The 25,676-nt window shown below is 68.8% G+C and carries 25 protein-coding genes, 2 tRNA genes and 2 pseudogenes; 15 read left to right on the top strand and 14 right to left on the bottom strand.

Annotation, left to right across the window (positions count from 1 at the left end; all coding sequences use genetic code 11):
• Window positions 1–136: 136 nt before the first annotated feature.
• Window positions 137–748: a hypothetical protein gene (locus tag ACGFIE_RS13580; protein ID WP_393294251.1), complete on the top strand. Its 612-nt coding sequence runs from the start codon at window positions 137–139 to the stop codon at window positions 746–748.
• 284 nt (window positions 749–1,032) lie between these two features.
• Here ACGFIE_RS13580 and ACGFIE_RS13575 read toward each other — a convergent pair whose 3' ends face one another.
• From ACGFIE_RS13575 to ACGFIE_RS13560, 4 genes and pseudogenes are all read right to left on the bottom strand, one after another.
• Window positions 1,033–2,505, bottom strand: coding sequence for a tyrosine-type recombinase/integrase (locus ACGFIE_RS13575; protein WP_393294249.1), 1,473 nt, complete (start codon window positions 2,503–2,505; stop codon window positions 1,033–1,035).
• Window positions 2,502–2,903: a helix-turn-helix transcriptional regulator gene (locus tag ACGFIE_RS13570; RefSeq protein ID WP_393294247.1), complete on the bottom strand. Its 402-nt coding sequence runs from the start codon at window positions 2,901–2,903 to the stop codon at window positions 2,502–2,504. Before ACGFIE_RS13570 ends, ACGFIE_RS13575 begins: the two co-directional genes overlap by 4 nt.
• Window positions 2,878–3,800: pseudogene (locus tag ACGFIE_RS13565) on the bottom strand (DUF2637 domain-containing protein). Before ACGFIE_RS13565 ends, ACGFIE_RS13570 begins: the two are co-directional and overlap by 26 nt.
• A 380-nt stretch (window positions 3,801–4,180) precedes the next feature.
• The gene (locus tag ACGFIE_RS13560) at window positions 4,181–5,068 is read right to left on the bottom strand and encodes a replication-relaxation family protein (protein WP_393294245.1); all 888 of its coding nucleotides are present in this window, start codon (window positions 5,066–5,068) and stop codon (window positions 4,181–4,183) included.
• A gap of 487 nt (window positions 5,069–5,555) precedes the next feature.
• On the opposite strand from ACGFIE_RS13560, the gene ACGFIE_RS13555 reads away from it, so the two are divergent.
• A complete protein-coding gene (locus ACGFIE_RS13555; protein ID WP_393294243.1) occupies window positions 5,556–6,068 on the top strand; it encodes an HAD domain-containing protein in 513 nt (170 codons plus the stop codon).
• 121 nt (window positions 6,069–6,189) lie between these two features.
• Here ACGFIE_RS13555 and ACGFIE_RS13550 read toward each other — a convergent pair whose 3' ends face one another.
• Window positions 6,190–6,987, bottom strand: coding sequence for a DeoR family transcriptional regulator (locus ACGFIE_RS13550; protein WP_393294241.1), 798 nt, complete (start codon window positions 6,985–6,987; stop codon window positions 6,190–6,192).
• 468 nt (window positions 6,988–7,455) lie between these two features.
• Here ACGFIE_RS13550 and ACGFIE_RS13545 point away from each other — a divergent pair, with 468 nt between their 5' ends.
• Window positions 7,456–7,953 carry an NUDIX domain-containing protein gene (locus ACGFIE_RS13545; RefSeq protein WP_393294239.1) on the top strand — a complete coding sequence of 166 codons (498 nt, stop codon included), beginning with the start codon at window positions 7,456–7,458 and terminating at the stop codon, window positions 7,951–7,953.
• A gap of 122 nt (window positions 7,954–8,075) precedes the next feature.
• Here the strand turns inward: ACGFIE_RS13545 and ACGFIE_RS13540 are convergent, their stop codons facing one another.
• From ACGFIE_RS13540 to ACGFIE_RS13525, 4 genes and pseudogenes are all read right to left on the bottom strand, one after another.
• Window positions 8,076–8,528 (bottom strand): SitI3 family protein, encoded by a 453-nt coding sequence (locus ACGFIE_RS13540; protein WP_393294238.1) that lies wholly within the window; start codon window positions 8,526–8,528, stop codon window positions 8,076–8,078.
• Window positions 8,529–8,538: 10 nt separating this feature from the next.
• The gene (locus ACGFIE_RS13535; protein WP_393294236.1) at window positions 8,539–8,937 is read right to left on the bottom strand and encodes a hypothetical protein; all 399 of its coding nucleotides are present in this window, start codon (window positions 8,935–8,937) and stop codon (window positions 8,539–8,541) included.
• Between the two features lie 158 nt (window positions 8,938–9,095).
• Window positions 9,096–9,614, bottom strand: a complete 519-nt coding sequence (locus tag ACGFIE_RS13530; RefSeq protein WP_393294234.1) for a DUF6244 family protein — start codon at window positions 9,612–9,614, stop codon at window positions 9,096–9,098.
• Window positions 9,615–9,711: 97 nt separating this feature from the next.
• A pseudogene (locus ACGFIE_RS13525) lies at window positions 9,712–10,002 on the bottom strand (CYTH domain-containing protein); the annotation flags it as partial.
• 296 nt (window positions 10,003–10,298) lie between these two features.
• On the opposite strand from ACGFIE_RS13525, the gene ACGFIE_RS13520 reads away from it, so the two are divergent.
• Window positions 10,299–10,955 (top strand): HAD family hydrolase, encoded by a 657-nt coding sequence (locus ACGFIE_RS13520; RefSeq protein ID WP_393294232.1) that lies wholly within the window; start codon window positions 10,299–10,301, stop codon window positions 10,953–10,955.
• On the opposite strand, the gene ACGFIE_RS13515 is transcribed toward ACGFIE_RS13520, so the two are convergent.
• Window positions 10,952–12,283: a multiprotein-bridging factor 1 family protein gene (locus ACGFIE_RS13515; RefSeq protein ID WP_393294230.1), complete on the bottom strand. Its 1,332-nt coding sequence runs from the start codon at window positions 12,281–12,283 to the stop codon at window positions 10,952–10,954. The genes ACGFIE_RS13520 and ACGFIE_RS13515 overlap by 4 nt on opposite strands.
• 442 nt (window positions 12,284–12,725) lie before the next feature.
• On the opposite strand from ACGFIE_RS13515, the gene amcA reads away from it, so the two are divergent.
• The 8 genes from amcA to ACGFIE_RS13475 are packed head-to-tail and all read left to right on the top strand — an operon-like array spanning window position 12,726 to window position 19,896.
• Window positions 12,726–12,905: a multiple cyclophane-containing RiPP AmcA gene (amcA, locus tag ACGFIE_RS13510; protein WP_393294228.1), complete on the top strand. Its 180-nt coding sequence runs from the start codon at window positions 12,726–12,728 to the stop codon at window positions 12,903–12,905.
• Window positions 12,902–13,873, top strand: coding sequence for an NAD-dependent epimerase/dehydratase family protein (locus ACGFIE_RS13505; RefSeq protein ID WP_393294226.1), 972 nt, complete (start codon window positions 12,902–12,904; stop codon window positions 13,871–13,873). The genes amcA and ACGFIE_RS13505 overlap by 4 nt, the downstream gene beginning before the upstream one ends.
• An 18-nt stretch (window positions 13,874–13,891) precedes the next feature.
• Window positions 13,892–14,845 (top strand): thymidylate synthase, encoded by a 954-nt coding sequence (locus tag ACGFIE_RS13500; protein ID WP_393294224.1) that lies wholly within the window; start codon window positions 13,892–13,894, stop codon window positions 14,843–14,845.
• Window positions 14,842–16,551, top strand: coding sequence for a carbamoyltransferase (locus ACGFIE_RS13495; RefSeq protein WP_393294222.1), 1,710 nt, complete (start codon window positions 14,842–14,844; stop codon window positions 16,549–16,551). The genes ACGFIE_RS13500 and ACGFIE_RS13495 overlap by 4 nt, the downstream gene beginning before the upstream one ends.
• Window positions 16,548–17,582: a hypothetical protein gene (locus ACGFIE_RS13490; RefSeq protein WP_393294220.1), complete on the top strand. Its 1,035-nt coding sequence runs from the start codon at window positions 16,548–16,550 to the stop codon at window positions 17,580–17,582. The genes ACGFIE_RS13495 and ACGFIE_RS13490 overlap by 4 nt, the downstream gene beginning before the upstream one ends.
• A gap of 51 nt (window positions 17,583–17,633) precedes the next feature.
• Window positions 17,634–18,155 (top strand): topology modulation protein, encoded by a 522-nt coding sequence (locus tag ACGFIE_RS13485; RefSeq protein ID WP_393294218.1) that lies wholly within the window; start codon window positions 17,634–17,636, stop codon window positions 18,153–18,155.
• Between the two features lie 24 nt (window positions 18,156–18,179).
• Window positions 18,180–18,806 carry a class I SAM-dependent methyltransferase gene (locus ACGFIE_RS13480; RefSeq protein ID WP_393294216.1) on the top strand — a complete coding sequence of 209 codons (627 nt, stop codon included), beginning with the start codon at window positions 18,180–18,182 and terminating at the stop codon, window positions 18,804–18,806.
• 52 nt (window positions 18,807–18,858) lie between these two features.
• The gene (locus tag ACGFIE_RS13475; RefSeq protein WP_393294214.1) at window positions 18,859–19,896 is read left to right on the top strand and encodes a helix-turn-helix domain-containing protein; all 1,038 of its coding nucleotides are present in this window, start codon (window positions 18,859–18,861) and stop codon (window positions 19,894–19,896) included.
• A gap of 57 nt (window positions 19,897–19,953) precedes the next feature.
• Here the strand turns inward: ACGFIE_RS13475 and ACGFIE_RS13470 are convergent, their stop codons facing one another.
• Both ACGFIE_RS13470 and ACGFIE_RS13465 read right to left on the bottom strand, forming a co-directional pair.
• Window positions 19,954–20,124, bottom strand: a complete 171-nt coding sequence (locus ACGFIE_RS13470; RefSeq protein ID WP_393294212.1) for a hypothetical protein — start codon at window positions 20,122–20,124, stop codon at window positions 19,954–19,956.
• 194 nt (window positions 20,125–20,318) lie between these two features.
• Window positions 20,319–20,394: transfer RNA gene (locus ACGFIE_RS13465), tRNA-Lys, on the bottom strand.
• A 187-nt stretch (window positions 20,395–20,581) separates the two neighbouring features.
• Here ACGFIE_RS13465 and ACGFIE_RS13460 point away from each other — a divergent pair.
• Window positions 20,582–21,853: an Ig-like domain-containing protein gene (locus ACGFIE_RS13460; protein WP_363679114.1), complete on the top strand. Its 1,272-nt coding sequence runs from the start codon at window positions 20,582–20,584 to the stop codon at window positions 21,851–21,853.
• Between the two features lie 253 nt (window positions 21,854–22,106).
• Complete coding sequence (locus tag ACGFIE_RS13455) at window positions 22,107–23,384, top strand: Ig-like domain-containing protein (protein WP_393294210.1); 1,278 nt, start codon at window positions 22,107–22,109, stop codon at window positions 23,382–23,384.
• Between the two features lie 107 nt (window positions 23,385–23,491).
• Here the strand turns inward: ACGFIE_RS13455 and ACGFIE_RS13450 are convergent.
• Window positions 23,492–23,567, bottom strand: a tRNA-His gene (locus ACGFIE_RS13450).
• A gap of 109 nt (window positions 23,568–23,676) precedes the next feature.
• A complete protein-coding gene (gene orn / locus ACGFIE_RS13445) occupies window positions 23,677–24,267 on the bottom strand; it encodes an oligoribonuclease (RefSeq protein ID WP_363679110.1) in 591 nt (196 codons plus the stop codon).
• Between the two features lie 72 nt (window positions 24,268–24,339).
• On the opposite strand from orn, the gene ACGFIE_RS13440 reads away from it, so the two are divergent.
• Window positions 24,340–25,626, top strand: a complete 1,287-nt coding sequence (locus ACGFIE_RS13440) for a glycosyltransferase family 87 protein (RefSeq protein WP_393294208.1) — start codon at window positions 24,340–24,342, stop codon at window positions 25,624–25,626.
• Window positions 25,627–25,676 lie beyond the last annotated feature (50 nt).

The raw sequence follows: 25,676 nt of genomic DNA, 5'->3' as shown, positions 1-25,676 counted from the left end.
ATATGGGAGATCGGAAGGCTGAACGAGTCGGTGAAGCGGCATGGGTTCCGGTCACTACGGTCGTTCACGCATACCCCTTTCCAGGCCATGTCGACCATGCAAGCGCCAGGGAGGGTCGCAAATGAGGCCGAGAAGAGTGACCTTGCTCGACATCGGACTGGACTCGTCGTTCGATGCTGCGATGACGTTCGTCCAGTCGACACTGCAGAACATCAACGCCGGCTGTGAAGCTCCGATCGTGGACATCGACTTCGTCCGCTCCCGTGATCCCGACACCGTGCTGTCCGCGTTCACTTCGTCATGCGACGTCCTACACGTCATGGCCCACGGCGACCACAGCGTCACGCCGTCGTTCACCAGCACGGACGGCGAGTTCGCCGTGTCCTTCGAGCAGCTCGGGGAAGTCGCGGCAGGCAGGGGCAGAGGCATCTCGACCGGCGCCATCATCGCGGACGGCTGCAAGACCGGCACCGGCGCGTGGCAGAAGGCGGTACGAGACTGCCTCCAGGGCGAGGTCACCTACGTGGGCACCTCCTCCATCATCGGCTGGCATGAGAGCGGCGTGTTCAGCTCCGCCTTCTACGGTGCCCTGTTCCGCAACCGTGGACGCGGCGTGAAGCCTGCCGACCAGGCTCAAGACGCCGCCACCCGGGCCATCGACGCATATGCCCTGTTGACGGACAAGAACTGTCCATTCAAAGTCACGACCCTCAAGCCGAGTCAACGTGCCCGGACACTGCTGAGCTGACAGGGGCGTCGACCAGGCACACGGTCACGAAGCGCTCGAGGGGTTGGCTTCCCAGAGAGGATCGCACCTCGCGACCTGCAGGTCGCCCTCGCCCCAGACCGACCGCCGGATCTGGACGCCAGTCGATGATCCGTCAGTACGACAACTTGGTCTGCATCACAAGACGTTGCGGAACCGGATCAGCCAGAGCGGGCCGGCAGACGCCGCGCTGACGAAGACAGCGTAGGGCCGGCCGACAGCGTCGTCGGCCGGCCCTGCGCGACTGATGGAGGCGAAGCTGCGAACTACGCCGGCATTGCGGTGCTACCGCGGCGGGGGACGATGGCGGCGGTTGCTTCGGCTGCGGCGTGTGAGAGTTCGGGGAGGACAGCGCCGTAGAACGTGGCGGTGAAGTGTGGGCTGGAGTGGCGGAGTCGGTTGGAGATGACCTTCATCTGGACGCCAGCGGCCAGTCCCATGGTCGCAGCGCCGTGGCGGAGGTCGTGGAGTCGGATGGGTGGTAGTCCGGCTTGGGTGGCGAGGTGGTGGAAGTGGTCGGTGACGTCGGCAGGGTGGAGCCGCCCGCCAGTGGGTGTGGTGAACACGAGTCCGGTGGTGGTCCAGGCAGGACCGGCGGCGAGGCGTTCGCGGTGTTGCCGGGTGCGGTGGGCGCGCAGCACTGCGACGGTTTCGGTGTCGAGGGCGACCGCGGCTTCGCTGTCGGTGGTTTTGGGTGTGTCGATGGCGGTGGCCCAGCCGTGTTGGACGAGTTGCCAGCGGACGGTGAGGGTGTGGGCGTCGAGGTCGAGGTCGTCCCAGTGCAGGCCGCAGGCTTCCCCGCGGCGTAGGCCGGTGAAGGTAATGAGGTGGTAGAGGGCGTAGAGCCGGTCGTCGGCGTCGTGGGTGTGGTCGAGGAATCTGCCGGTGTGTTCGGGTGTCCAGATCATGACGGGGCTGGGGGTCTTGCCGGTGTCGCGCCAGGTGCGGATGCGTTGGTCGGTCCAGACGGTGGGCTTGGGTGCTCGGGCGGTGGGTAGTTCGACCATGAGGGCGGGGTTGGTGTCGATGTAGCGGTGGCGGCGCATCGCGTCGTTGAGGGCCTTGCGCAGGGTGGCGTGGATGACGTGCAGGGTTCTGGGGCCGACGATCCGCTGGTTCTTGACCTGGGTGCGCTTTGCGGGGTCGCGGCTGGCGCGCAGGGTGGCGATGGTGGTGTTGCGTTCGGCGATGGCGTCGTACATGGCGTCGATGTGTCCGGGCCGGAGCCGGTCGATGCGCAGGTGGCCGAGATGCGGGATGAGGTACAGCCGGATGTGGCCTTCGTAGGAGCGCAGGGTGCCGGTCTTGATGTTCTTGCGTCCGGCGAGCCAGTCGGTCAGGTACGCCTGCATGGTGGGCAGCTCGGTGGGGGTGATGTCCAGGTGCAGCGCGCGCCGAATCTGGTCCGGGGTGGGGACGGGAGCGCCGGTCTTGACGGCGGCCTCGATCAGGTCGCCGGTCTTGACGGTGGTGTGCGGGTCGGTGTGGTCGGGGACGGCGAGCGCGGCCCGGATGCGGTCCAGGACGGCGTCCGCGTCGGCTTGGGTGGCGTAGGGGCCGTGGCGCAGTGGGCGGCGGGTGCCGTCGGCGCGGGCGGGGATTTCGATCTGCCAGTGCCAGTGGCCGTGGGTGCGGGACCAGCCGCCGCCGGGCCGGCGAAGCTGGGGACAGGAGCGTCCCAGTCGCCGGCCCGTGACGCTGTCGCGGCAGCCGCAGCGTTTGAAGGTGGATCCCTTCACTCATCGTCTCCTGGATGCTCTCTGTGGTGCCGCCAGCGGTGCCGCGTGGAATCCGCTGGTGGCGGGGTCATCGCATCCACGCTCACCTTCGCGTCGGCTTCAAGTCGCCCGCCACCGGTTGCGGCGGGGTCGGGTTGGAGGAGGTGGAGCAGGGCGGCTACCGGGACGATGATGCGGCTGCCGGCCCGGATCAGCGGTATGGGGAACTGGTTGGTGGCGGCGAGCCGGTAGGCCTGGGATCGGCTGATTCCGAGCACGGAGGCGGTGGTGGCGAGGGTGGTGGTGACGCCGAGGGCACGGATGCGCTCGATCGTCCACACCTCCCGGACGCTGGGCGCGGTGGTGTTGTCGGTCGTGGTGCGGGTTGTCTGGTCAGCGTGGTTGGTTGGGCTGTTCATGATCAGGCTTCTCCTGGTTATGAGAGGGATGGCTGTGCGGTAGGAGCGGGGTAGCCCCGCCGGAATCGACTGGTGCAGGGGTGGCTACTCGGTCACCGCTGCCCCGGTTCCGTGACAGAGGCGGTGGCGTCGGTTTGGTCGGCATGACCGGTTCCACGATCAGCTCGGGTGGTGCCGACGACTCGGCCTTGAGGGTCTTAAGGAGTTCGGATACTCGGGTGTTGGACACGGTGTGACCGGCTGCGCGGAGGGCTTCGGCGAGTGCCGCCCGGGTCAGTGCCTGCCCGTCCGCCGCGAGCCGGTCCCGAACAGTTCGCGCTGCCGGCAGCAGCTCGGCCACGTCACCGGACGGCTGCGCGGACGGTCCCCGGTCCGCTCGCCGCTGCCGGTCCCGTCCACCATGTCGGCGACGAGCCTCCGGTGAGCGGACGGTCCGGGTCATGGACCGCCGCTCCCCCGCCCTGACAGCGGACCGCGTCGCCTCGTCCGGTCCGCTGTCCGCAGCGGCCCGTCCGGCTTCGTCCGGCCGCCAGTCCGCAGCCGTTCGGGCAGCGGCGGGCGTGGCGGCGCCCGTCCGACCGAGGGCAATCTTGACCATGACAAGGAACCCGAGCGCGGGTACGGCGGCGGCGACCCAGCCGATGACCGAGGGTTCGGCCTCGATGACCTGCGCGGCTAGGGACAGGGTGACGGCGCAGGCCAGCACGGTGGCGGGGAACACGGTGGAGGTGTGGGCGCGTTTGCGGCGGCGCAGTTCCAGGCGCCGGAGGCGATGGACATCAGCTCCAGAACGATCGCGTCGGCCCAGGCCAGCCAACCGGGCTGACCGTGCGCGGCGGCCACGTTGTGCACGTGGGTGAAGCTGGCCGCCCCCGCCGCGCCGCCGATCGCCAGCATGATGACGACCTGGACGACAGCCTCGACGCGGCTATCGCGCGGCCCTGCCTCCGGGTCACGGGTCGGTGCTGTCGTGGTCGATCACCTCCTCGACCCAGACCGGGTTCCGGTCCGTCCGTCAGTCGCAGGAGGCGGCACCGGATAGCGGACCGGCCCGGCGTCGGACAACCGTCGGGATGCCAACCAGACGCCGACTGCGGACCGCCCGCCCCGAACGCGAGACCGGGACGCGGTCCGGCCGCTGTGGGAGCGGACGTCCGGTGCTCTCACCGATCCGTCAGCACCAGCCGAGCTGCTCACGACAGAGCCGTGACAGATGCCGACCCTTGCTGTCCGCTCCACGGCAGAGGTACCGTCCGCCGCCCTCGTGCCGTCGCTGATCACGCGGCCTCACCCGCCCGCTCGGAGACGTCAACGACGTACCCGGCCAGGTCAGCCAGCCGCAGCCGCAGTCCTTCTCCGCCGGCCACGGCCCACACCGCCTCCGCTGGGCTCAGACCCGCCGTCGCGGCGTGGTCGCGGGCCCCGGTAGCGACCGGCACCGCCAGCGGCACTTCACCGAGGACGCGGCGCAGGTTGCGCTCGCGGGCGGCCGAGTGCAGCCAGAACAGCACCGGCCACGCCCGCCCGAGCGTGGTGAATAGCTCCTGATAGCCGTCGACCTTGTCGGCGAGGATTGACAGCTGCTCGGCGCCGGTGTCGTACTCGACGAAGAACGGCACCTCGACCCCGTTTTCGGCCCACCGGCCGTAGCCGTCCGGGCGCACCCGCGGCTGATACGCCCGCATTAGCCCCGGATCCCGGCGGCTGGTGAACGTACCGGCGCGCTGGCACACCGCCTCCGGCAACCACTCCACCAAGCCAGTGCCCGGATGAGTACGGGCGCGCCCGGCCAGGTCGGTGAAGAACCCGTTCACCCCGAGGCGGTGGGCGAGGCTGCGGGTCGAGGTCCAGCGCCGCCGCTCCACCCGGGCGTGGTCCCGCCGCGGTGGACGCTCGTCCCGACTCGCGGCGACGACCTCGGCGCCGAGCTGGTCGATGACGTAGTGGTACGGATACGAGCCGCCGTCGGCCCGCTGCGGCCGGAACCGGGCCACCAACCGCAACCGGTACAGGGTCCGCAGCCGCCGCTGACAGAAGTCCAACGACGGGAACAGGGCGGTCGCGAGCTGGAACGAGGTCAGTACGCCGTGGTCGTACAACCAGCCCAGCAGCACACGGTCACGGCCGGTCAGCTGGGACTGGACCCGAAGGACCGGATCATCCACCGGCTACCACCTCCTTCCCGGGTACGGAATGCCAGCCCCAGGGGAGACCCGAGAACAGGCAGGGTCTGTCGCAGGACAAGCCGACGGCGCTGACAGACGCGCTGACCTGCGGTGTGAGAGGAAACAGGGGGTCGGTTCGGGGGTCCGGCTGAAGACTGACGTCAACGCTGACGCCAAGCCCGACCCCCGAACGGGGATCAAGCCGGAACTCGTCACTGCCAATGCCTGCGGCAGTGGGTGAAGGTGTCGACGAAAGCACGTGAACTCCTTGGTTGAGGATGTGGGATGTGGTGCTGGTGGCCTGGTCCGGGCACGGCAGCGCCGCCGAAGCGGAAAGGGCCCGGTGGGCTGCATCCGGCGCCGGCCCTGTCGTGGTCGCCGTCAGCGGCTCGTAAGTGCCGACCGCCGGGAGCAACGGCGCGACGAATGGCCTTAGGGCAAGCGCGCGGAGGTAGCCGTTGGCGGGGCGAGGGCTAGCCTCTCGGTCATGTCCGCCCCTGCCACCCATCCGTTGCTGTTCCTCGACGTGGACGGCACCCTCATCCCGCTCGGCACACCCACGGCGGGTCAGCAGGGGATGCGGCACGGCCACCCCGAGACACCGGTCCCATCGGCCGACGCCCATCCCCTGCTGCACAAGGTCAATCCGGAACACGGCCGCCGACTGGAGGTCCTGCCGTGTGATCTGGTGTGGGCGACGACCTGGATGAGCGACGCGAACGACGTGCTCGCGCCGCTGCTCGGGCTACCGCCACTGCCTGTCGTGGACTGGCCCGACGCCGACGAGATAGGCCCCCTGCACTGGAAGACCCGTGGGCTCGTCGAATGGGCGCAGGAACGCCCCTTCATCTGGGTCGACGACGAGATCTCCCACGCCGATCAACAGTGGGTATCGACTCATCACCACGGCCCGGCTCTGCTGCATCGGGTCGATCCACATCGCGGCCTGACCGAGCAGGACCTCGCTGCCATCGAAAGCTGGCTGGTGCAGGCGCAGTAGGGCCAGCAGCCGTCGCGGGTGCCGCGCTGGACCGCTGTCTGCCAGTCGGGGCCGTCGCTTTTGAGGTCCCGCACCATCCCGCTGGCGTCGGCGGGGGCCCGGGAATCGTGACGTGGTGCGGTCAGGATCCGACCTCGATGAGGCGACGCCTGCCACTCTCGCCCGGTACCTGCCACACCTGGTCGTCCGGCCAGTGGCGGTACAACAACTGCTGAGTGGTCGTGGCGACAGCGTTCCGCAGCGGCTCGCGGAGCAGGTCGGCCCGCAGTCGTTCCTCCCGCTCGGCGTCCTGAGCGATCAGCAGAACCGCCCCGACCGGTACCGGCCGGTCCGCGCGCCGGTAGCCCGCCAACAATCCACCCAGACCTGACGTCGCTCGCTCGTGCTCGGCGACAACGCCGCCGCTCGGACCACGGTCGACGTGGACCAGGAACCGCAGGCACCGCCCGTCCTGCAGCCAGACGCCGTAGCCGTCGGCCCGCACCTGCGCCAGGTCGTGCTGACGCAACCACGACGAGGTGTCCATCATCGCCAGCCACTGGAACAACTCGCACCGCCCCGGGTTGCGCCGCGACACCTCCGCCAACGGCAGGAACAGCAAGGCATCCGCCCGACCGGAGGAACGCTGCCCCAGCCGCAGCGGAACCGGCCGCCCCGACGCTGTCAGGGCTCGCCGGAGCACGTCGGTTCCCTCGGCAGTGACCTCGTACCACCAGGTGTGGGTCCGGTCCTCCGCCGAGCGGTCGCGGCGCACCAATCCCGCCTCGTGCAGCCCCACCAGGTCCCGGTGAGCCGTCAGCCGCGACACTCCGCAGACAAGCGCCACGTCCAGTGTCGTCGCGGCACCATGCTGCGCCAGGTACGACAGGATCCGCCACCGCCGCGGGGACAACCGCCCCGTGGCACCCTGGTCGCCCATTCCCCGATGATCCTCCTGGCGTCGACAGTCCGACATCCTGTCCCTGACAGCCGTAACAGAGAGTGGTCAATGCGCCGACGGGAACATCGGAAGCCGGGACCGCCGTGACCGCACACAGCGCTCGCCTTCGGCCGTTATACGAGGCGTCGGCGGGCCGTGCGAGCACCCACATATCCAAACCGGGGTTTTGGGGCCGATTTTGGAGATCACTGTTCAGTGAATCAGCCGAAGAGTTGAGGACAGAAAGCGCGATACGGTCAAATCAGACCGCCGTTACTTGATCTCCACAATCGGCGCCGTACAGCGCGCCGATCTGCCAGAGGCCCGAGACCAAAGCCAGCTCGACTCGACGACGCAGCGCCACGCACCGATGCGTGGTTACTAAAAGTGACCACGCCCGGGGGAGCGTTGCCGCGTCTTCCTTCAGGAACGGACGATGCGCCGAGGCGAGCCCGTAGGGTCGGTCGCGTGGCCGAGACGTGGACCGAACCGGACCTGTCCTACATCGCCAGCGTGACGCGGGTCCGCGCGGCGGCCGGCGTGATCCTCCGCGACCAGACCGGCCGGGTGCTGCTGGTCCACCCGGCCTACAAAGACGTGTGGGAAGTTCCCGGCGGAACCGTGGAGCCGGACGAGTCCCCGGCAGACGCCTGCACCCGCGAGATCCAGGAAGAGTTGGGTCTGTCGATACCCGCGGGAGCGCTGCTGTGCGTCGACTGGGTACCGGCGAGCCCGCCGTGGGACGGCGGACTCATGTTCGTCTTCGACGGCGGGGCGCTGACGGCGGATCAGATCGCGGCGATGCGACTGTGCCGGGACGAGTTGGACGGCTTCGAGTTCGTCGAGCCGGAACGCCTGGACGAGATGTTGATTCCCCGACTGGCTCGGCGGGTCACCGCGGCGATCGCCGCTATCGGCCATGGCGGTGTCTACCTCGAGGATGGAGTCGCGACCTCGAACAGATAGTCGTCAACACGGACCCTCGACCAAAGCCCGGTACCAGGACATAGGGTTCGCCCCCTGCACGCGAAGCCGGTGAGGTCTCCTCACGCCAGCGGCGTCATCGCCGACGACCGGCTCCGAACCACTCACCGGTCGACAAGATCGTCCCCGCCGTGCACGCTCCACCAACTCGGCGCGTGCCTGCGCAGCGTTCCCGAGAAGCGGGTCAGTAGCAACCAGTCGGCGTCGAGGATCAGCGCGGCGTCCTCCGACCGCTCGTCTAGCACCCGGGCCACGGACGCCAGCATCTCCCGCGTCGCCCGGTCGGAGAATTCGTCCTTCCCCAGCCGGAAGCCGATGGTGACGTACCGCTCCGGTTCCCACTCCCACATCGAGCCGTCACCATCTTCGGCCTCGAAGTAGCCGTGGGATCCGGCGTGGATGCTCACCGTGTAACCACATCGATCGCTGAGGTCCGCACTCAACACCCGGGGTCTGCCATCTACCGCCGACTCCTCGGCACCGTCTGGGGCGACGACGCCGGCCAGCGCATCGAGCGGAACGTCGCCGGCCAGCGTCAAGCGGTACTCGGTCGCCATGGTTAGCCCTTCAGTCTCGTCGCAGGATCTGGATTATCGCCCCGCTTCGCGTCACCGCCACCAGTTCCTTCAACCCCGGAATCGGCCATTCGTCGAACTGCTTCTGCAACGCCGGGAGATCGCCACGCCAGTCGTGGAGGTTGACCACCACCCGTTGGGTCTGCCCACTGGCGATCTTGTCGGATACCCCACTCCACACACCTCGCACGCTCTTCGCCGGCGTCGGGGAGTAGCAGTCGAAGACGTGTCCCTCGATCAGGTAGTCGGGACCCTTGGCCGGTTTTCCGGAATCACCGGTACCGAGCCGGGCATCAGCGACCTCCTGCCTGGTCGGGTTCTGATGGAGCCGGTATCCCTCCGCAGCGACGGTATCGGCACACTGGTTCTCCAGTTCCAGGGAGCGTCGCACGCGTTCGTCCTCCTTCGGAGGAATCCGGGTACGCCGGCCGGTAGGCGAACCGCCGCGCTCTCCGGTCGGCTTGCGCGTCCACGGCGTCGTCACGCCCCTGCCGGGGGACGGTGTGGGAACCGAGGCAGGGCTGGTCGGTACGGCACCGCCAGCCCCGCTCAGTTTCCCAACTGTCGTGCCTCGGCGATCGCCGCGTCAACGGCCTGGCGGGTGGTGGCGGTGCGCTGAACCAGCAGGACAAGCACCTGTTTGATGCTCTCCAGGGCCTGCAGCAGCGGCCCCGGCTGCCCACCCTGCAGAACCCCGGCGACAAGCTGCTGCGCCTCACCGACCTGGGTGATCGTGGCGGCAGTCTGGTCACGGATGCCGTCGACCGCACTCTGCACCGGAGTCAGCCCGGTGATCGTCTCCCCCGGACTGGCCTGCTCCGGGACACCAGCGGCCACCTTCGTGGCATCACCGACAGCCCCGGCCAGACCACCCAGTCCACCCCGGATGGTGGCGACGGCTCCGCGCACCCGCGCCACACCGGCAGCAACCGCGGCGAACCCGGCACCCGCCGCGCGCAGCGCGATCTCCTGCGCCTGCTGATCAGCGGCGGCAGCCAGGGCCTGGGCACGTTCGACCCCGGCGGCGAGCGTACGTAGCTCCGTAGTGATCTTCTCGACGTACGACACGCTGCCGGATCCCTCCACCTAGCCACGAGAGCTCTCAGGAGGGTTGAACCTACCGGCACGGCACCGACGTCACCAGACGTCGCGGAGCAGTAAGCGATCAGTGGTCGCGGCCGAGAAGCACGTGCGGGTAACCCTTGTTGATCTGCTCGCCGAGCTCGATGCCGAGGGCGACGATGAACGCGTCCAGGCGTTGGATGGCGTCGCTCACGTCCTCGGCGTCGCCCTTGAACTCGAACTCGACGAAGTCGCCGGCGTCCACGACGTGGTCGAGGACGATCTCGACGTCCGGCAGGGTCCAGGCCTGGCGGGTCTTGTCGACCGTCACCAGGGGCTGGAAGTCGAGGGATTCCAGCAGGAGGCGGATGGTCTCGGCGTTCCCGACGGAGGTTTCGTACTCGTCGGCGTGGTCTTGACCACGGCGTCAACGGGGTGCCAGCGCTTGAAGTTGATCGACGCTCCGTGGTCTTGCGTACAGAGACGCAGCCATTCGGAGATCACCTCGGGGGCGAGGAAGTCGCGGTGCGAGGCGTTGTAGTAGGCATCTACCTGCCGGGTGGGCTCGGTGGGTTTTTCGCCGAGTTCGGCGAGCCTGGCCTTGAGCCTGCCATCGCAGGCGCCACGACCCGTACGACGACGCCTGCGGCACGCGTTGATCCGCCTGAGCCCGAGAGGCACAATCCCAGGATGATCTCGAGCGTGTTCTTCGACGTGGGTGAGACGATCGTCGACGAGTCCCGGGAGTACGGCACCTGGGCGGATTGGCTCGGCGTCCCGCGGCACACCTTCTCGGCCGTCTTCGGCGCCGTCATCGCCCGCGGCCTGGACTACCGCGAGACGTTCCAGGTGTTCCGGCCCGGCTTTGACCTGGCCGAGGAGCGGCAGCGCCGGACCGATGCCGGGCAGCCGGAACACTTCTCCGAGGAGAACCTTTACCCGGACGCCCGGCCCTGCCTGGCGGCCCTGCGGGAGTTGGGCGTGCAGGTTGGCCTGGCCGGCAACCAGACCGCCCGAGCCGAGACCATCCTGCGTGCCCTGGACCTGCCGGTCGACGTGATCGGCACCTCCGACGGCTGGAACGTCGAGAAACCATCGGCCGCGTTCTTCGACCGCGTCGTCACGGAGGCCCGCTGCCCCGCCGACCAGGTCCTCTACGTCGGAGACCGGCTGGACAACGACATCCGACCGGCACAGGCGGCCGGGCTCGCGACGGCGCTGGTGCGACGTGGGCCGTGGGGACACATCCTCGACGACAAGACCGTCAGCGAGCGCTGCCTCTTCCAGCTCGACTCGCTGGCGGAGTTACCCGAACTGGTAAGCAGGCACAACGAGTCGGCAGCTTAGCTCCCCGGAAGAGCGGCCCGGCTGGTCGCCAGGGCGGCGATACGTTCGTCGAGTTGGCCGCCTGCCCGGCTGTCGCCGAGTGCCTGCCGGACCGCTCTGACCCGCTTCAGTCCGGTGCCGTACCAGTCGGTGTGCAGGGCGTCCAGGGCCTGGTTGAGGTAGTCGGCGGCGTGGTCGCCGTCGTTGCTGTGCGCCGAGGCCAGGTCGGCGAGAACGACGCTGCGCTGCTTGGCGCCTGTCGCGGTCAAGCCGGCGAGGGATTCGGTCAGGTGGCGCGCGGCCTCGGCATGGTCGCCAGCGGCGAGGACCGCGTAGCCGGCAAAGGAGTGCAGCCGGCCGGTGTCGTAGTAGTCGAACCATGCGGGCGCTTCGGGACGCGCTTCGAGCGCGGTGGCAGCAAGGTCGATCTGGTGGCGGCTCGCCGCTCCGGCACCCACGCGGGCTCCGACTTCCGAGGCCACGCAGTGCAGCCAGGAGCGGACGGCGGGGCTGACGCCGTGCCAGGTGTGCTGGAGCGCCGCGTCGATCAGTGACCGGGCTGCGGCCGGATCTTGTCCGAAGGCGGGGATGAAGGCCATGTGGCCGAGGACGGCGGCGGCCAGGGCGTGGTCTCCGGCTTCACGGGTAGCGGCAAGGGCGACGTCGTAGCAGCGTTGGGCGACGGCGGGTTGGTTGAGATCGAAGAACGCCAGCCGTGCGGTGAGCAGCGCCGATTCGGCGAGGGCGCTGGCGAGGGTCGCCCGGCTGGTGCCGGTGGCCGCACGGACGAGTCCGCTACCGAGCTGGGTGTGGGCGTACGCGGCCTCGTAGAGCGGTCGGGCGGGGCTGGTCCAGTACAGCGTGCGCTGGCACCGCACGATCTCGCCGTACGCGTCTGGATCTACGGGCTTGGCTTGGGCGTAGGCGGCCTGCGGATCGAGTGACAGCAGGGGCGCTACCAGGGGAAGCATGCTGGCGCCGAACAACGCGCGCAGAACAGTTGCCCGGTCCCAGCCGGTTTCGTCGCCTCCAGTGATCATCTCCCACAACCTCCTGAACTCCTGCAGTGTCTCCGCCTGCGGACGCATCGCCAGCTCGTCGGGGGTGAGAAGACCGAGCTGGCTCGCCGGCTTGTCGAAGATGGCCACAAGGTGCTTGCGATAGCGCGGGTCAGGCCACCGTTCACCGGTTTCCCATCGCCGCACCGTGTTGGCGTTCAGCCCGGTGTCGATCTCCCCGGCATGGCTCATTCCCGTGCGGATGCGCTCGGCGACCTCCTCGTAGGACCAGCCCCGCTGGAGCCTTTCCCACGCTAGCCGCCGATTGGCGGGGTAGCGCCGTCCGGCCATGCGAGCACCTCCGTACGTCCTCTGTCGACGACGGTCACGTTAGCCATCACCGCTACGGGCCGTCACTACCTGGTTGCGAGCGGACGGGTCGTGGACGGTACCGACCGGGTCCGCTGGACGGTTCGCTGTTGACGAGCATCGACGGACGCTGCCGGGCGGCTCCAGCTCACCAACCCAATGTCATCGACGCCAGGGGATTCACGGTGAAGAGATCAGACAAGACGGTCAACAAGCAGGCGCCGCTTGTGATGGCGGCAGCCGGAGGTGCAGTCGTGAGGTTGACTCCTCGCCCGCGTACCGCCATCGGGGCTGCGTGGGCGGGTGACCGGCGGGGTGCTCCCAGCCGCCGCCTCACCACGGCGGGCCCGCCGGCGTTTCGGCGGGCCCGCCACGACTGGACCAACCAGCGGGAGTCAACCGCAACTCGTCGGGCGGTGACGTCATGACCGTGTACGTCTCGCGGCACGCCTCCACGGGCGCCGCGGATGGGGCCGATCCGGCGGTGCAGCCCCGCATCTCGGCGACCGGCCAGGCAAAGGTCTCCCAGACCGAGCCCCTGCTGCTCACCTTCGTGTGGCAGCGCATGCTGTCGCAACCAGCTCAGGCCGGTGGCCGCCGGTGACGGCGCGGGTGATGGTGACCGGCGCGGCCGGCTTCATCGGCTCACACGTCGTCGACGCGCTTCTCGCCCGGGGCGTGCAGGTGATCGGCTTGGACCGCCGCCGCCTCGGCCGGGACGCCCTCGCCGACGAGAACCTGTCAGCCGCAGCCGGCAATCCGCTGTTCACACCGCTCTGTCGCGATCTCGCCACCGACCCGCTTGATGACACTCTCGATGGCTGCGACATCGTGTTTCACCTGGCTGCCCGACCGGGAGTGCGGCCCTCCTGGGGTATGGAGTTCCACGACTACGCCCAGTCCAACGTGCTCGGCACTCACCGGCTGCTCGACGCCTGTGTCCGCTCGGGCGTAGGGCGGTTGGTCTACGCCTCGTCATCCAGCGTCTACGGCCCAGCGGAGCGGCCCAGCCGCGAGACCGACCCGACCTGTCCGGTGTCGCCGCACGGGGTGAGCAAGCTCGCCGCCGAGCAGCTGTGCCTGGCCCACGCCCGTCGCCCCGACAGCCGGCTCAGCGTCGTGGCGCTGCGCTACTTCACCGTGTACGGACCACGCCAGCGACCCGACATGGCCATCGGCCGGCTGCTGTTCGCGGCCTACACCGGTCTGCCGGTCACGCTGTTCGGCGACGGCAGCCAACGGCGGGAGTTCACCTACATCACCGACGTCGTCGCCGCGACGACCGCTGCCGCTCACATCGATACCCGCTGCGCTGTCGTGAATGTCGGCGGCGGCGCAAGCGTGTCCATGCGCGACGCCATCCAGGAAGCGTCCACGGTTACGGGACGGCACATTCCGGTCCAGGTAGCCGACGCACAGCCCGGTGACGTTCCCGCCACGTCCGCGGACCTGACCCTTGCCGGCCGGCTGCTCGGCTACTGGCCCACCGTCAGCCTGCACGAGGGCATGGCCCGGCAGTCCTCCTGGCTGGTCAATCTCTCCCGCGATCGGCTCGCGGCCTTTACCTCCTGACCTTGAAGGAAATCTCTCATGATCGTCTTGAAAGCGGATTCCGCGAGCGAGTTGTTCACCGGCGCTTGCCAGGCGGTACTGCTCAACGGCCGTACAGCCTGCCCGCGCGACATGATGACCACCGAGGTCGTCGGCGCGCACCTGTGCCTGACCAACCCTCGGCGCCGGCTGGTCTCCGTGCCACCCGTACGCGTCATCAACCCGGCATTCGCCGTCGCTGAGGCGCTGTGGATCCTCTCTGGCTCGGATGACCCGTGGATCTTCGACTTCAACGACAACCTGCGGCGCTACGCGGACGACGGGATCCTGCAGGGCGCGTACGGGCCACGGATCCGCCGGTGGGGTGGCAGCCTCGACCAGCTCGACGCGGTCGTCCGGAAACTGACGGCCGACCGAGACTCCCGACAAGCCGTCGTCCAGATCTACGACCCGGCACGCGACCACCGCGGCTACCGGGACGTGCCGTGCACCCTCGGATACCGGTTCCTGATCCGGCAGGGCCGGCTCGAGATGCACACCAGCATGCGCAGCCAGGACCTCTGGCTCGGCTTCCCGTACGACATCTTCGCGACCACGCTCCTGCAGGAACTGATGGCCGGCTGGCTCGGTGTCGAGGTCGGCGAGTACCACCACCACGTCGACTCACTGCACCTCTACGCCGATCATGCTCCGGCCGCCGCTGAGTGTCTCCACCACAAACCGACCGTCACCGAGATGGATCCGGTCGACGTGGACTGGCCCAGCCTGGACGTTGTCCTCGCGCAGGTCATCTCCGGTGACGGCGACCTGCCCGACGGCACCCTGTGGGACACGTTCGGACGGGTGCTGACCAGCTACCGGACATGGAAGCTCGGTGAGCGGGACCTGGCTAGCAAGATCGCCCACGACAGCCCAGGGCCGCTCGGCGCTGCCCTCGTCGCCTGGTACCAGCACCTCACCCGGCCGGCCCTCGCATCGCCGGAGCTGGCATGACCGCGGATGTGGTGCTTGGACTGTGCGCGTACACGCATGACTCGGCGGCGGCGCTGCTGGTCGACGGCCATCTGATCGGCTTCGTCGAAGAGGAACGGCTCGATGGGGTCAAGCACAGCAAGGCGTACCCGGCATACGGTGTCGCCTGGCTGCTCGCCCGGGCTGGCCTGTCGTCGTCGGACGTGACCACGGTCGCGTACAACTTCGACGGGCGCCGCTACCTACGTGCGCTGGGTCAACTGCCGACCCATCTGCGACAGGCTGCCAGCCGCGCCCGAGCCGTACCACGGGCCCGCAGCTTCACCACGGTCCACCGCCGCTACCAGGCCCGGATGCGAGACCTGGCCGAGCGTTTCCCACGCGCCCACCTCCAGCCAGTGCCGCACCATCGCGCGCATGCCCTGTACGCCTTCGCCGCCGCTGGTGTGGATGACGCAGCGGTCCTGATCGTCGACAGCCTCGGCGAGTTGCAGACCACCACCACCTGGCACGCCCGCTGGCGCAACCCGCGACTCAGCCTCGACCTGGCACACGCGATCGACGACCCGGCCTCCCTCGGTTACGCCTACGGTGCCGTCACCGAACACCTCGGCTGGCGCCGCGGTGACGAGGAAGGCACCGTGATGGCGCTGGCCGCCCTCGGCGACCCCGCCCGGTTCCGAGAGCTGATGTGCCGAGCGATCCGGCTCACCACCGACGGGTTCACCCTCGACCCAGCGCTGATCGCCCTGCGGGTGCTCGCCAGCCGCTACGGCCGGGTCACACCCGCGTTCGCCGCGGCGACCTGCCCGCCCCGCCCGCCGATGGCACCGGTAGAGCCCGTGCATGCCGACCTGGCCGCTGCACTGCAGGAACGCACCGAGCAAGTAATGCTGCATCTCGCCGCGCGAGCCCGCCGGCTGACTGGCTCCGGGCTGCTCTGCCTGGGCGGTGGGGTCGCGATGAACTGCGTAGCCGCCGGCCTCATCGCTCAGGCCGGCATTGTCGACGAGATACACGTACCGCCCGCCCCCGGCGACGCGGGCACCGCGATCGGCGCCGCCGCCCATGCCTGGCTCGAGGCGACCGGCCGCCCACCCACCGGCATACGCCACCACTGCTACCTCGGCCCCGCCTATCCCGACCTGGTACTACCGGCCGCACCGCGAGCGGGACTGCACGCCAGCCGCCCCGCCGAACCCGCCCACCATCTGGCCCGGCAGTTAGCCGACGGGGCAATCGTGGGCCTGTTCACCGGCGCGCTGGAGGCCGGGCCACGGGCCCTGGGGCACCGGTCGATCCTCGCCTCTCCCCTGGAGGCCGGTGTGGTCGAGCGGCTCAACGCCAGCGTCAAGTTCCGCGAACCGTTCCGGCCTTTCGCCCCTGTCGTACTCGCTGACAAGGCCACCGACTACTTCCGGCTACGCCAACCGTCGCCGTACATGTCGCTCGCGGCTTCCGTGACCGAGCTGACCCGCGACAAGCTACCCGCGATCGTGCACGTCAACGGCACCGCCCGAGTCCAGACCGTCACCCGCGAGCAACACCCCTTCCTCGCCGACGTCCTTACCCACTTCGGTGAGATCACCGGCCATCCCGTGCTGATCAACACCTCGCTGAACATCAAAGGCAAGCCGATCTGCGGCACGCCGGAGATGGCGCTGGACTGCCTCACCGAGTCCGGCCTGGACCCGCTGCTCATCGAAGGCTGGTGGGTGACCAAGTGAGTATCGGCTACAGCTTCTGGGGATTCCTCGGCCCCGGCATCACCGACACCCCGGACGGAGGTCGCAGCCATCGCCGGACCTTGGTCGACGGGCTACGTGCAGCCGGCCATGACATCGTCTTCCTTCAACCCAACCGGGACCTGTGCGAGGCCGGCGACGATCTCACCGGCCACTACCGCTGGGACGTCGGCCTGCCCAACCTCGACGCTCTCTTCCTCGAATGGCGCTGGCCGATTCCCGGTCGTAACACCACCGTCTGCGGCCGACCGGGCCACACCTGCGACCTGCATCGACAGGTCGAACTGCTTGACCATTACACCCATCAGGTCGGCACCCCGACGCTCTTGTGGGACAAGGACCGTCAGCTGCTCGCAGCAGACCCCCTTCGCCGTGCCCACAACGTGACCGTCTGTGAACCCGCTCTGCACCCGACTCCGGGCGCGGTGCCATTGCTCTTTCCTGTGGCCGACACTGCCATCGACGCCGCTGACCCGGCTGCGCTGGCGGCCCTGCCCCGCCGGATTCCGCTCGTCTACGTCGGCAACCAGTACGACCGCGACCACGCGTTCGACGCCTACTTCGCGCCGGCCGCCGCCCAACTGCCCCACCTGATCGCAGGCAAGTGGGCCGACACCAGGCGCTGGCCGGATCTGAACTTCATCGGGCGCGTTCCGTTCCCCAGAGTGTCCGCGATCTACGCCGACGCGCTCGCCACCGTCCTGCTGCTTCCCGCCCGATACGCCGAAGCAGGACAGATGACCCAACGGATCTTCGAGGCCGTCCTCGCCGGCTGCGTGCCCCTGCTGCCTCATGACGTCCGCGGCGCCGACGCCCTTGTTCCCTCGTCACTGATCGTCCGCGACGGCACAGACGTGCGGCACCGCATTGGCTGGCTCAGCGAGATCGCACGCACCGGTGACCACGCCAACCTGATCGCGGGGTGCCTACAGCACCTCGACCCGTTTCGACTCTCGACCCAGCTCGAGGTGCTCACCTATCTGCTACATCACCCGGAGTCGGTGCCGTCATGACCCACCGTGTCACCACCGGACGAGCGCACTACACCTCTACCCTGGAGAACCATGGACAGGATCGCCATCATCGGCTGCGGCGGCAGCGGCAAGTCCACCGTCGCACGCCAGCTGGCCCGGATCCTCGACGCGCCGTTGACGCACCTCGACGCGACCTACTACGACGAGCACTGGAACCCCTTACCGCAGGACGAGTTCACCGCCCAGCAGGAGAAACTCGTCGCTGGCGAACGATGGATCATCGAGGGCAACTATGCCGGTACCCTGCCGATCCGACTCGCCGCCGCGGACACCGTGATCTTCCTCGACCTACCGGCCAGAACCTGCCTGTGGGGCATCGCCCAGCGCCGCTGGCGCTACCGGGGCGGGCAACACCGCAAGGACGGCGTCTACGACCGCATCACCTGGAACTTTGTCCGCTACATCCTCGGCTACCGGCGCACCATGCGCCCGCGAGTCCAGAACCTCATCCGAGAACACGGACCACACGTCCACCTGATCACCCTCACCAGCCGCCGCCAGGCCGCCCAACTGATCAAACGCGTCCGCGACGAGCATCAGCCCGTGACCTGACCGCCGCGGAGCGGGAGGCGACGAATGTCGGCCAACCCGTTCCTTGATCCCACGCTGGTCCACGGCGACCTCTACCGGGGCGGCGGCCGGCTCGCCGACCGCACCCACGCGCTGCATCTTGCCAAGATCAGCGGAAGCGATGCCGCCGACACGATCGCCGACCTGCTCGCCGCCCGGGTCCCGGCCGGGGCGGCCGTGCTCGACATCGGTTGCGGGCGCGGCACCACAACCCTGCGCCTGGCCGACCGGCTCCGGCCCCGCCGGCTCATTGCCGTCGACGCCTCGACCGCGCTTCTCCGAACCACCCGCGACCGCCTCGGCGCCGCTGGCGCGTTGGGCTCAGTGGTCTGCGCTGACTTCCACCACCTGCCACTGCCGGACAGCCTGGCCGACGCTGCGGTTGCCGCCTTCTGCCTGTACCACTCTCCGACGCCGGATCTGGCTGTAGCGGAGATCGCCCGCTGCCTACGCCCTGGCGGTATAGCCGTCCTGGTGACCAAGTCGCTGGACAGCTACGCCGAACTCGACCATCTGGTTCACGCCGCCGGCCTCGACCCTCACGCCACGAGGCGATCGAGCCTCTACGAGAGCTTCCGAAGGGCACAGGCCCGCCAGCGCATCACAGTGATCCACCAACCTAACCGGCGTTAGCCCAACGCCGGTTACGCCGCTTCCACTCCGCGACGAGCGGAGACACGGCCGCATGAACGTCCTTGACGCCACCGATGACCACCAAAGCCACGTCCACGTATCGCCTGAAGTCCTGGCCCGCCTGCTCAACCTTGTGGACGTTTCGGCGCTTGTTCCAGTCCTGGTGGCTCATCGGAACTTTCCTCTCCTGTGCGGGGTGGCTGCGTCGGACGTACGGATCGAGCGACACCCCGTGTTACGGTTTTCGAGCTTCTCCGTGTTACCGGTGAAAAGGTATCACCAACACAGTTCACAAGGAAGGCGTGTTGCCGTGAAATCCGGATCGGGTTCGGCGGTGGCGTTCGGCCGCGTGCTGCAGGCCGTGCGCAAGTACCTGTCGAGGAACCAGGCCGATGTCGCCGCCTCCTTCGACCCCAAGCTCTCTGTGGCCGCAGTCTCCATGGCCGAGAGTGGCAACCGCCCACCCAAGACCGAGGCGATCGTCCGGGGCTACGCCGCGGCCCTGGAACTCGACGAGGATGCGTTGCTCGATCTCTGGTGGGCGATGCAGGGGATGGTCGCACTGGAGAGCAGGGCCGAAGAGCGCGTGGTCAAGCAGTGGTGGCGCGAGCTGAGGCCGGGTTTGGACGCCGAACTCGACCTTCACCGCTCCGAAACCGCCGCCAAGACGAAGTGGACTCCGAACGACGACTATTACGCGCCTCCGGCGGCCCTGTTCGCCCTCGCCGACGCGATCTGCGGGATCCTGGCGCGCATGCTTGGCGAATCATGGAAGGTTCGCTATAAAGCCGAGATCGGCCTCCGTGAGCCCTCCGACGGCTACCTCGCAGTGGTCAACATCGAGCTGCGGGCACAGGTTTCGGACGGATCTCTGGAGACGATGGCCACCTTCGCATGCCCTGAGCCCGTGACACGGCCCCTCCCGACCGAACTGATGAGGGCGAAGCCTCAGGGAGGCTCCTCTCTAGAGGTCGGATGGATCCTCAATGCGCTGATGGCTATGCCCGCCCGCGAACGAGCGGCCGTCGCCGGGTTCATCTACGGCCTGCGAGAGGGTTCCAGCCTCTACGGAGCCGGCGAAGACAAGTAACGGCGCCACCGACCACGAATCAAGGCCGTGGCTCAGCGGTCGGCGTGGGCCAGCGAGTTACAAACCTGGCCCGCATTTGCGCACGCCGTCGGCCAGCAGCCCGCATGCGAGGGAGAGCACCGCCACGCTGACGCCGGTCCGCCAGGTCAGGCCCTCGGCGGGCAGCGTTATCCACCACACGATGAGCAGCGCGGCGCCGGCAGCGAGCCGCAGCAGCCAACTTTCCACGCGTTCCCCGCTCGGCCGCCCAACCATCCCTCGCCGGCAGCCACCGACCGGGCATCCCGAAGCACCCCCGCCAGTCCCACGGACGCCACCCAGGTCCATCGGCTCCCGAGCGCCCACCGAGCCACCACCCACCGCAGCCGGACACGAAAAAGGCCCCGACCCGGTGTGAACCACCAGGTCAAGGCCTTGATCGTTGGTGCGCCGCCAGGGACTCGAACCCCGAACCCGCGGATTAAGAGTCCGCTGCTCTGCCAGTTGAGCTAGCGGCGCTCGTCGGCAACGGAGAGAACATTAGCACCCCGCCAACCGGGGCTCCAATCCGGTTACCCGGCTCCCCCCTTCGGTCGAGCTTAACGGGCATACGGCCACAAACCCGCCGCTGGTGCCGGCACGGGGGCGTGGGTCTCGGCGCTGATACGGCACGATGTCCGCCAGGTACGCGAGAACAGAGGTGGGGATGGCACGGTTCACGCGAGCCGGGGCGGTGGTGGGCGCTCTGACCCTGGCGGCGTCGCTGGCACTGACCGGGTGCGGCGACGAGCAGAAGAAGCCGGAATTCGTCGGCGGGACGTCGGCAGACGCAAGTGCCGGACCCGACTCGGCTGCGCCGTCGGCAGCGGGCGCATCGAGCGCGCCCAGCGGGCCGGCACTGACGCTGAGCCCGGCGAACGGCACGAAGAACAAGCCCGTGAGCACGGAGATCAGCGCCAAGCTCCCGGAGGGTGGGAAGGTGTCCGCGGTAACCCTGGCCGCGGCCGGCGGGGGTGCGGTGCAGGGCAAGCTCCGCACCGACGGCTCCGCCTGGGTGCCGTCCGCTGCCCTGAAGTACGGCACCACATACACGGCCACGGTGACCGCGACCGGGCCCGACGGCACGGCCAGCCAGGGCACCAGCACCTTCACCACGATGGCCAAGCCGAAGTCGACAATCGGATCCGGCCTGTACCTCTTCGACGACAAGAGCTACGGGGTCGCCATGCCGGTGGTCACCGAGTTCCACCCGGGTATTCCGAAGAAGGACCGGGCCGCGGTGCAGAAGCGGATGTTCGTCAAGACCGACCCGCCGCAGCCGGGCGCCTGGCACTGGGTCGACAACGGCACCCAGGCCTACTACCGCGCGCCGGAGTACTGGCAGCCGGGCACCACGATCACGGTGCGAATCGCGTTGGCCGGCGTGCCGCTGAGCAACGGCAGGTACGGCGACGTCGACCGCAAGGCCACCGCCAAGATCGGCCGGTCGTTCGTGATGAAGGTCGACAACGCCACGAAAAAGATGTTGGTGTACGAGAACGGCGCGCTCTCGCGCACCATCCCGGTGAGCCTGGGCAAGAAGAGCACCCCGTCGTCGAGCGGGACGATGGTCGTGATGGAGAAGAAGGAGTCCACGGTCTTCGACACCCGCGACGACCCGGACCCGGCCAACCGCTACGTCACCGAGATCGACTTTGCCCAGCGGCTCACCTGGGGTGGCGAGTACATCCACGCCGCGCCCTGGTCCGAGGGCGTACAGGGGCGGTCGAACGTCTCGCACGGCTGCGTGAACGTGTCGACGGCGAACGCCAGGTGGCTGTTCGAGAAGACCCGGATCGGTGATCCGATCACGATCAAGGGCACCGAGCGCAAGATCGCTGCCGGCAACGGCTGGACGGCATGGAGCCTGAGCTGGTCGGAGTTCGTGAAGGGCAGCGCGCTGCCGGTGCCCAAGGGTGGGTCCGGCCCGACGCTCTGAGGGCTCGGTTGCTTCGCGCCGGCCCCTGCCGATGGCAGGGGCCGGCGCGTACCCTTGCACTGCCCGCGCCGCGACGACGGCGGCGGCGACCCCTCAGTCCCGACACAAAGACGAGTCGGAATCACGAAACGCCGGATAGTACCAAAATTCCGACATCCTGATCGGCGTGTTCCGGTTCACCCTCGGCAACCGAGGCCGGTTCTGGCGCGTCATTAGGAGACGATGGGTCAGGGACCACGACTGTGAGGACATCATGCGAGCTAGCCAGGACCAGCTGATCCGGCCCCGTGGGCGACGCCGCGTGCTCGCGGCGGGGCTTCTCGCCGTGGCGCTGGCCTTCACCTCCGCCTGCACCGCTGACGAGGGCGGCAAGCCGTCCTCGTGGCAGGGCGGCTCCGAGAGCCCGGCGACCAAGGCGACGGCGACCATCAGCGAGCCGGCGGCGGACGCCAAGGACGTGCCGGCGTCCACCGGCATCACCTTCACCACGAAGGACGCCGAGGAGACCACCGTCGACCTCAAGGACGCGGCCGGCAAGGCCGTCGAGGGCACCCTCGCCAAGGACGGCAAGACGTGGCTGCCGAAGGGGGCGTTGGCGTACGGCACCAGCTACACCGCCACGGTCACCGCCACCGGCGACGACGGCCGGCCGGCGACGGCGACGAGCACCTTCACCACGATGGCCAAGCCGGCCAAGCAGATCCGGGTGAGCAGCTTCCTCGGCGACAACCAGGTCGTCGGTGTCGGGATGCCGCTGATCGTGAAGTTCGACCGGGCCGTTCCGGAGGACTACCGCGACGACGTGCAGCGTCGGATGACGGTGACCTCGACGCCGGCCCAGGAGGGCATCTGGCACTGGGTCAGCCCCACCGAGATCCGCTACCGGCCGAAGGTGTTCTGGAAGGCGAACAGCAAGGTCTCCTACCGGGTGCAGGCCGGCGGCCTGCCGATGGGTGACGGCTACTACGGTCGCTCGGATCTCTCCGTGGACATCAAGATCGGCTCGTCGCTGATCATGACTGTGGACAACAAGACCAAGCGGATGACTGTGACCCGCAACGGCTCGGTGATCAAGACCATCCCGGTGAGCCTGGGCAAGAAGAGCACCCCCTCGTCCAGCGGGACGATGGTCGTGATCGAGAAGCTCCGCAAGACCGTCTTCGACACGATGGAGGAGCTGGGCCCGGATGAGGGCTACCGCACCAAGATTGACTTTGCGCAGCGGCTCACCTGGGGTGGCGAGTTCATCCACGCGGCCCCCTGGTCCGAAGGACAGCAGGGCAGCGTCAACGTCTCGCACGGCTGTGTGAACGTGTCGATGGCCAACGGTGACTGGCTGTTCAGGAACACCCAGGTCGGTGACCCGATCACGGTCAAGGGCACCGAGCGCAAGCTCCAGAACGGCAACGGCTGGACCGACTGGAACATGAGCTGGGACGAGTACGTCAAGGGCAGCGCCCTGCCGTACGACCCGGACGCCACGGCGGGCCCCGACGACGCCGCCACGCCGACGCCCACCCCGACCGCCTGATCCACACGGCACGATCGACTCGGATTCCTGCAAACGGAGTGGATCATCCGCCAGCCGGCCAGCCCCCGCAACGACGCAGGCCCCCTCCGAGGAGGGGGCCTGCGCGGTGGGGTGACTGATGGGAATTGAACCCACGACAACCGGGACCACAACCCGGTGCTCTGCCAACTGAGCTACAGCCACCATGCCGCCGTCGCCCGGTCGATCGCCCCGGGCGGGGTGCGGACCAATAATAGCCACACCACCGCTCACGGCGTCCAGCGGGTTCCTCGCCGGCAGGCAGTGGGCGCCGTCAGAGGTCGGCGGCGATGCCCTTGGCGGTTTCCACGTCCGGGCCGGGCAGCGGGACGAAGATGGTGCGCCGGTAGTACTCCAGCTCGCGGATGCTCTCCCGGATGTCGGCGAGCGCCCGGTGCGCCAGGCCCTTCTGCGGCTGGCCGAAGTACACGCGGGGGTACCAGCGGCGGCAGAGTTCCTTGATCGACGAGACGTCGATCATGCGGTAGTGCAGGTGCGCGTCCAGGCGGGGCATGTCCCGGGCGATGAAGCCACGGTCGGTGGCGATCGAGTTACCGCACAGCGGCGCGGTACGCGGATCCTTGACGAAGGTGCGGACGTACTCCAGCACCCGGTCCTCCGCCTCGGCCAGGGTGACCGCCGAGCGGCGAACCTCCTCGGTGAGGCCGGACTTGGCGTGCATCGTCTGGACGATCTCCGGCATCGCCTCCAACGCGGCCTCGTCGGCGTGGATCACCACGTCGACACCATCACCGAGCACGTTGAGGTCGGGGTCGGTGACCAGTGCCGCGACCTCGATCAGCTTGTCGCTGCCAAGGTCCAACCCGGTCATCTCACAATCGATCCAGACGAGGAGATCAGCCACCGGGACAGACTACGCGCAGCCCACACCCCACGGCTGCGCGCTCTCGGCCCGCCCGCCCGCTAGGGTTTCGGGGTGCCAGCAGAACCCGTCGCACCGCCCGCCGTCAGCGACGACGATCCCGGCGGCCGTACGGTCCGTCGCCTGGTCGCGGTCGTGGCCCTCCTCGCCGTGCTGCCCGCCCTCTACCTGCCGGGCCTGAACCACAAGTTCCTCGACCTCAAGATCTATATGTCGGCGGTCGACTGGTGGCGCGTCGGGCACCCGCTCTACGACTACGCGCAACCCGATCGGGTGCAGGGCGAGCTGTACTTCACCTACCCACCGTTCAGCGCGCTGCTGCTCTGGCCGTTCGGGCTGCTGAAGCTCAGCGCCACCGTGACGATCTTCACGGTGCTCACCGTCCTCGCCGTGGTGGTGACCACCCGCTGGCTGGTGACGCCGGTGATCGCCCGGCACCACCTGCCACGCACGTTCACTCTGATCGTCGCCGTGCTGCTGGTGCTGGCGGTGGAGAGCACCCGCGAGACGATCACGTTCGGGCAGATCAACATGCTGCTGGTCGTGCTGATCCTGGCCGACCTGCTGTTCGCCGTACCGCAGGCGCGGCGCTGGGCCGGGATCGGCGTGGGGCTGGCGACGGCGCTCAAGCTCTTCCCGGGCATCTTCATCCTGTACCTGCTGGCGACCCGACGGTGGCGGGCCGCCGCGGTGGCGAGCGCGACCGCGGCGGCGGCGACCCTGCTCGCGGCGGCGATCGCGCCCGGGGACTCGTGGCGGTTCTGGACCCGGGAACTGTGGGACAACGACCGGGTGGGTCGCACCGACTACGTCGGCAACCAGTCGCTGTTCGGCCTGCTCAGCCGGTTCACCGCGCCGGAGAAGCCGGCCCACCTGCTCTGGCTGCTCTGGCTGCTGATGGTCGCCGTGGTCGCCGTCTACGGCCTGCGGCGGGCCGCCCGCGCCGCGCGCGGCGGTGACCTGTTGGCGGGCCTGACGCTGACCGGGCTGGTCGGCGCGCTGGTCAGCCCGATCACCTGGACCCACCACATCTACTGGTTCGTGCCGGCGGTGGTGCTGCTCGCGGACGCGGTCCTGAGCACCGGCCGCCCGGACGAGGTACGCCGGCGTCGGTGGTTGGCCGGGCTCGCGCTGGGCACCGCCGCCCTGATCATCTACGGCGTGGTCACGTTCCAGGACTGGGGCACGGCGCCGGTCCGCACCCATGATCCGGTGGACTTCGTCCTGCAGAACACCTATGTGCTGCTCAGCCTGCTCCTGCTGGTGGCCCTGCCGGTCCGCGTGGCCCGCCCGATCCGCACTCCGGAAAAGTCGCGCCAAATGGACACAACTCCCCAGTAGCGACGATAAGCGCTAATCTGGACTCACCTACCTCAAGCGTCGCTCGGGTA

Source organism: Micromonospora sp. NPDC049275 (genome assembly GCF_043197115.1).
Lineage (GTDB): Bacteria > Actinomycetota > Actinomycetes > Mycobacteriales > Micromonosporaceae > Micromonospora.
Note: the sequence above shows the minus strand (reverse complement) of the source record. Positions and strands in the feature narration are given on the sequence as shown.

Bases quoted from the DNA above. Each gene is read 5' to 3' on its own strand.
- ACGFIE_RS13485 (WP_393294218.1), top strand. From the start codon at position 17,634: ATGGACAGGATCGCCATCATCGGCTGCGGCGGCAGCGGCAAGTCCACC.
- ACGFIE_RS13540 (WP_393294238.1), bottom strand. From the start codon at position 8,528: ATGGCGACCGAGTACCGCTTGACGCTGGCCGGCGACGTTCCGCTCGAT.
- amcA (WP_393294228.1), top strand. From the start codon at position 12,726: ATGACCGTGTACGTCTCGCGGCACGCCTCCACGGGCGCCGCGGATGGG.
- ACGFIE_RS13455 (WP_393294210.1), top strand. From the start codon at position 22,107: ATGCGAGCTAGCCAGGACCAGCTGATCCGGCCCCGTGGGCGACGCCGC.
- ACGFIE_RS13555 (WP_393294243.1), top strand. From the start codon at position 5,556: ATGTCCGCCCCTGCCACCCATCCGTTGCTGTTCCTCGACGTGGACGGC.
- ACGFIE_RS13500 (WP_393294224.1), top strand. From the start codon at position 13,892: ATGATCGTCTTGAAAGCGGATTCCGCGAGCGAGTTGTTCACCGGCGCT.
- ACGFIE_RS13520 (WP_393294232.1), top strand. From the start codon at position 10,299: ATGATCTCGAGCGTGTTCTTCGACGTGGGTGAGACGATCGTCGACGAG.
- ACGFIE_RS13460 (WP_363679114.1), top strand. From the start codon at position 20,582: ATGGCACGGTTCACGCGAGCCGGGGCGGTGGTGGGCGCTCTGACCCTG.
- ACGFIE_RS13475 (WP_393294214.1), top strand. From the start codon at position 18,859: ATGAACGTCCTTGACGCCACCGATGACCACCAAAGCCACGTCCACGTA.
- ACGFIE_RS13480 (WP_393294216.1), top strand. From the start codon at position 18,180: ATGTCGGCCAACCCGTTCCTTGATCCCACGCTGGTCCACGGCGACCTC.
- ACGFIE_RS13550 (WP_393294241.1), bottom strand. From the start codon at position 6,987: ATGGGCGACCAGGGTGCCACGGGGCGGTTGTCCCCGCGGCGGTGGCGG.
- ACGFIE_RS13570 (WP_393294247.1), bottom strand. From the start codon at position 2,903: ATGAACAGCCCAACCAACCACGCTGACCAGACAACCCGCACCACGACC.
- ACGFIE_RS13495 (WP_393294222.1), top strand. From the start codon at position 14,842: ATGACCGCGGATGTGGTGCTTGGACTGTGCGCGTACACGCATGACTCG.
- ACGFIE_RS13515 (WP_393294230.1), bottom strand. From the start codon at position 12,283: ATGGCCGGACGGCGCTACCCCGCCAATCGGCGGCTAGCGTGGGAAAGG.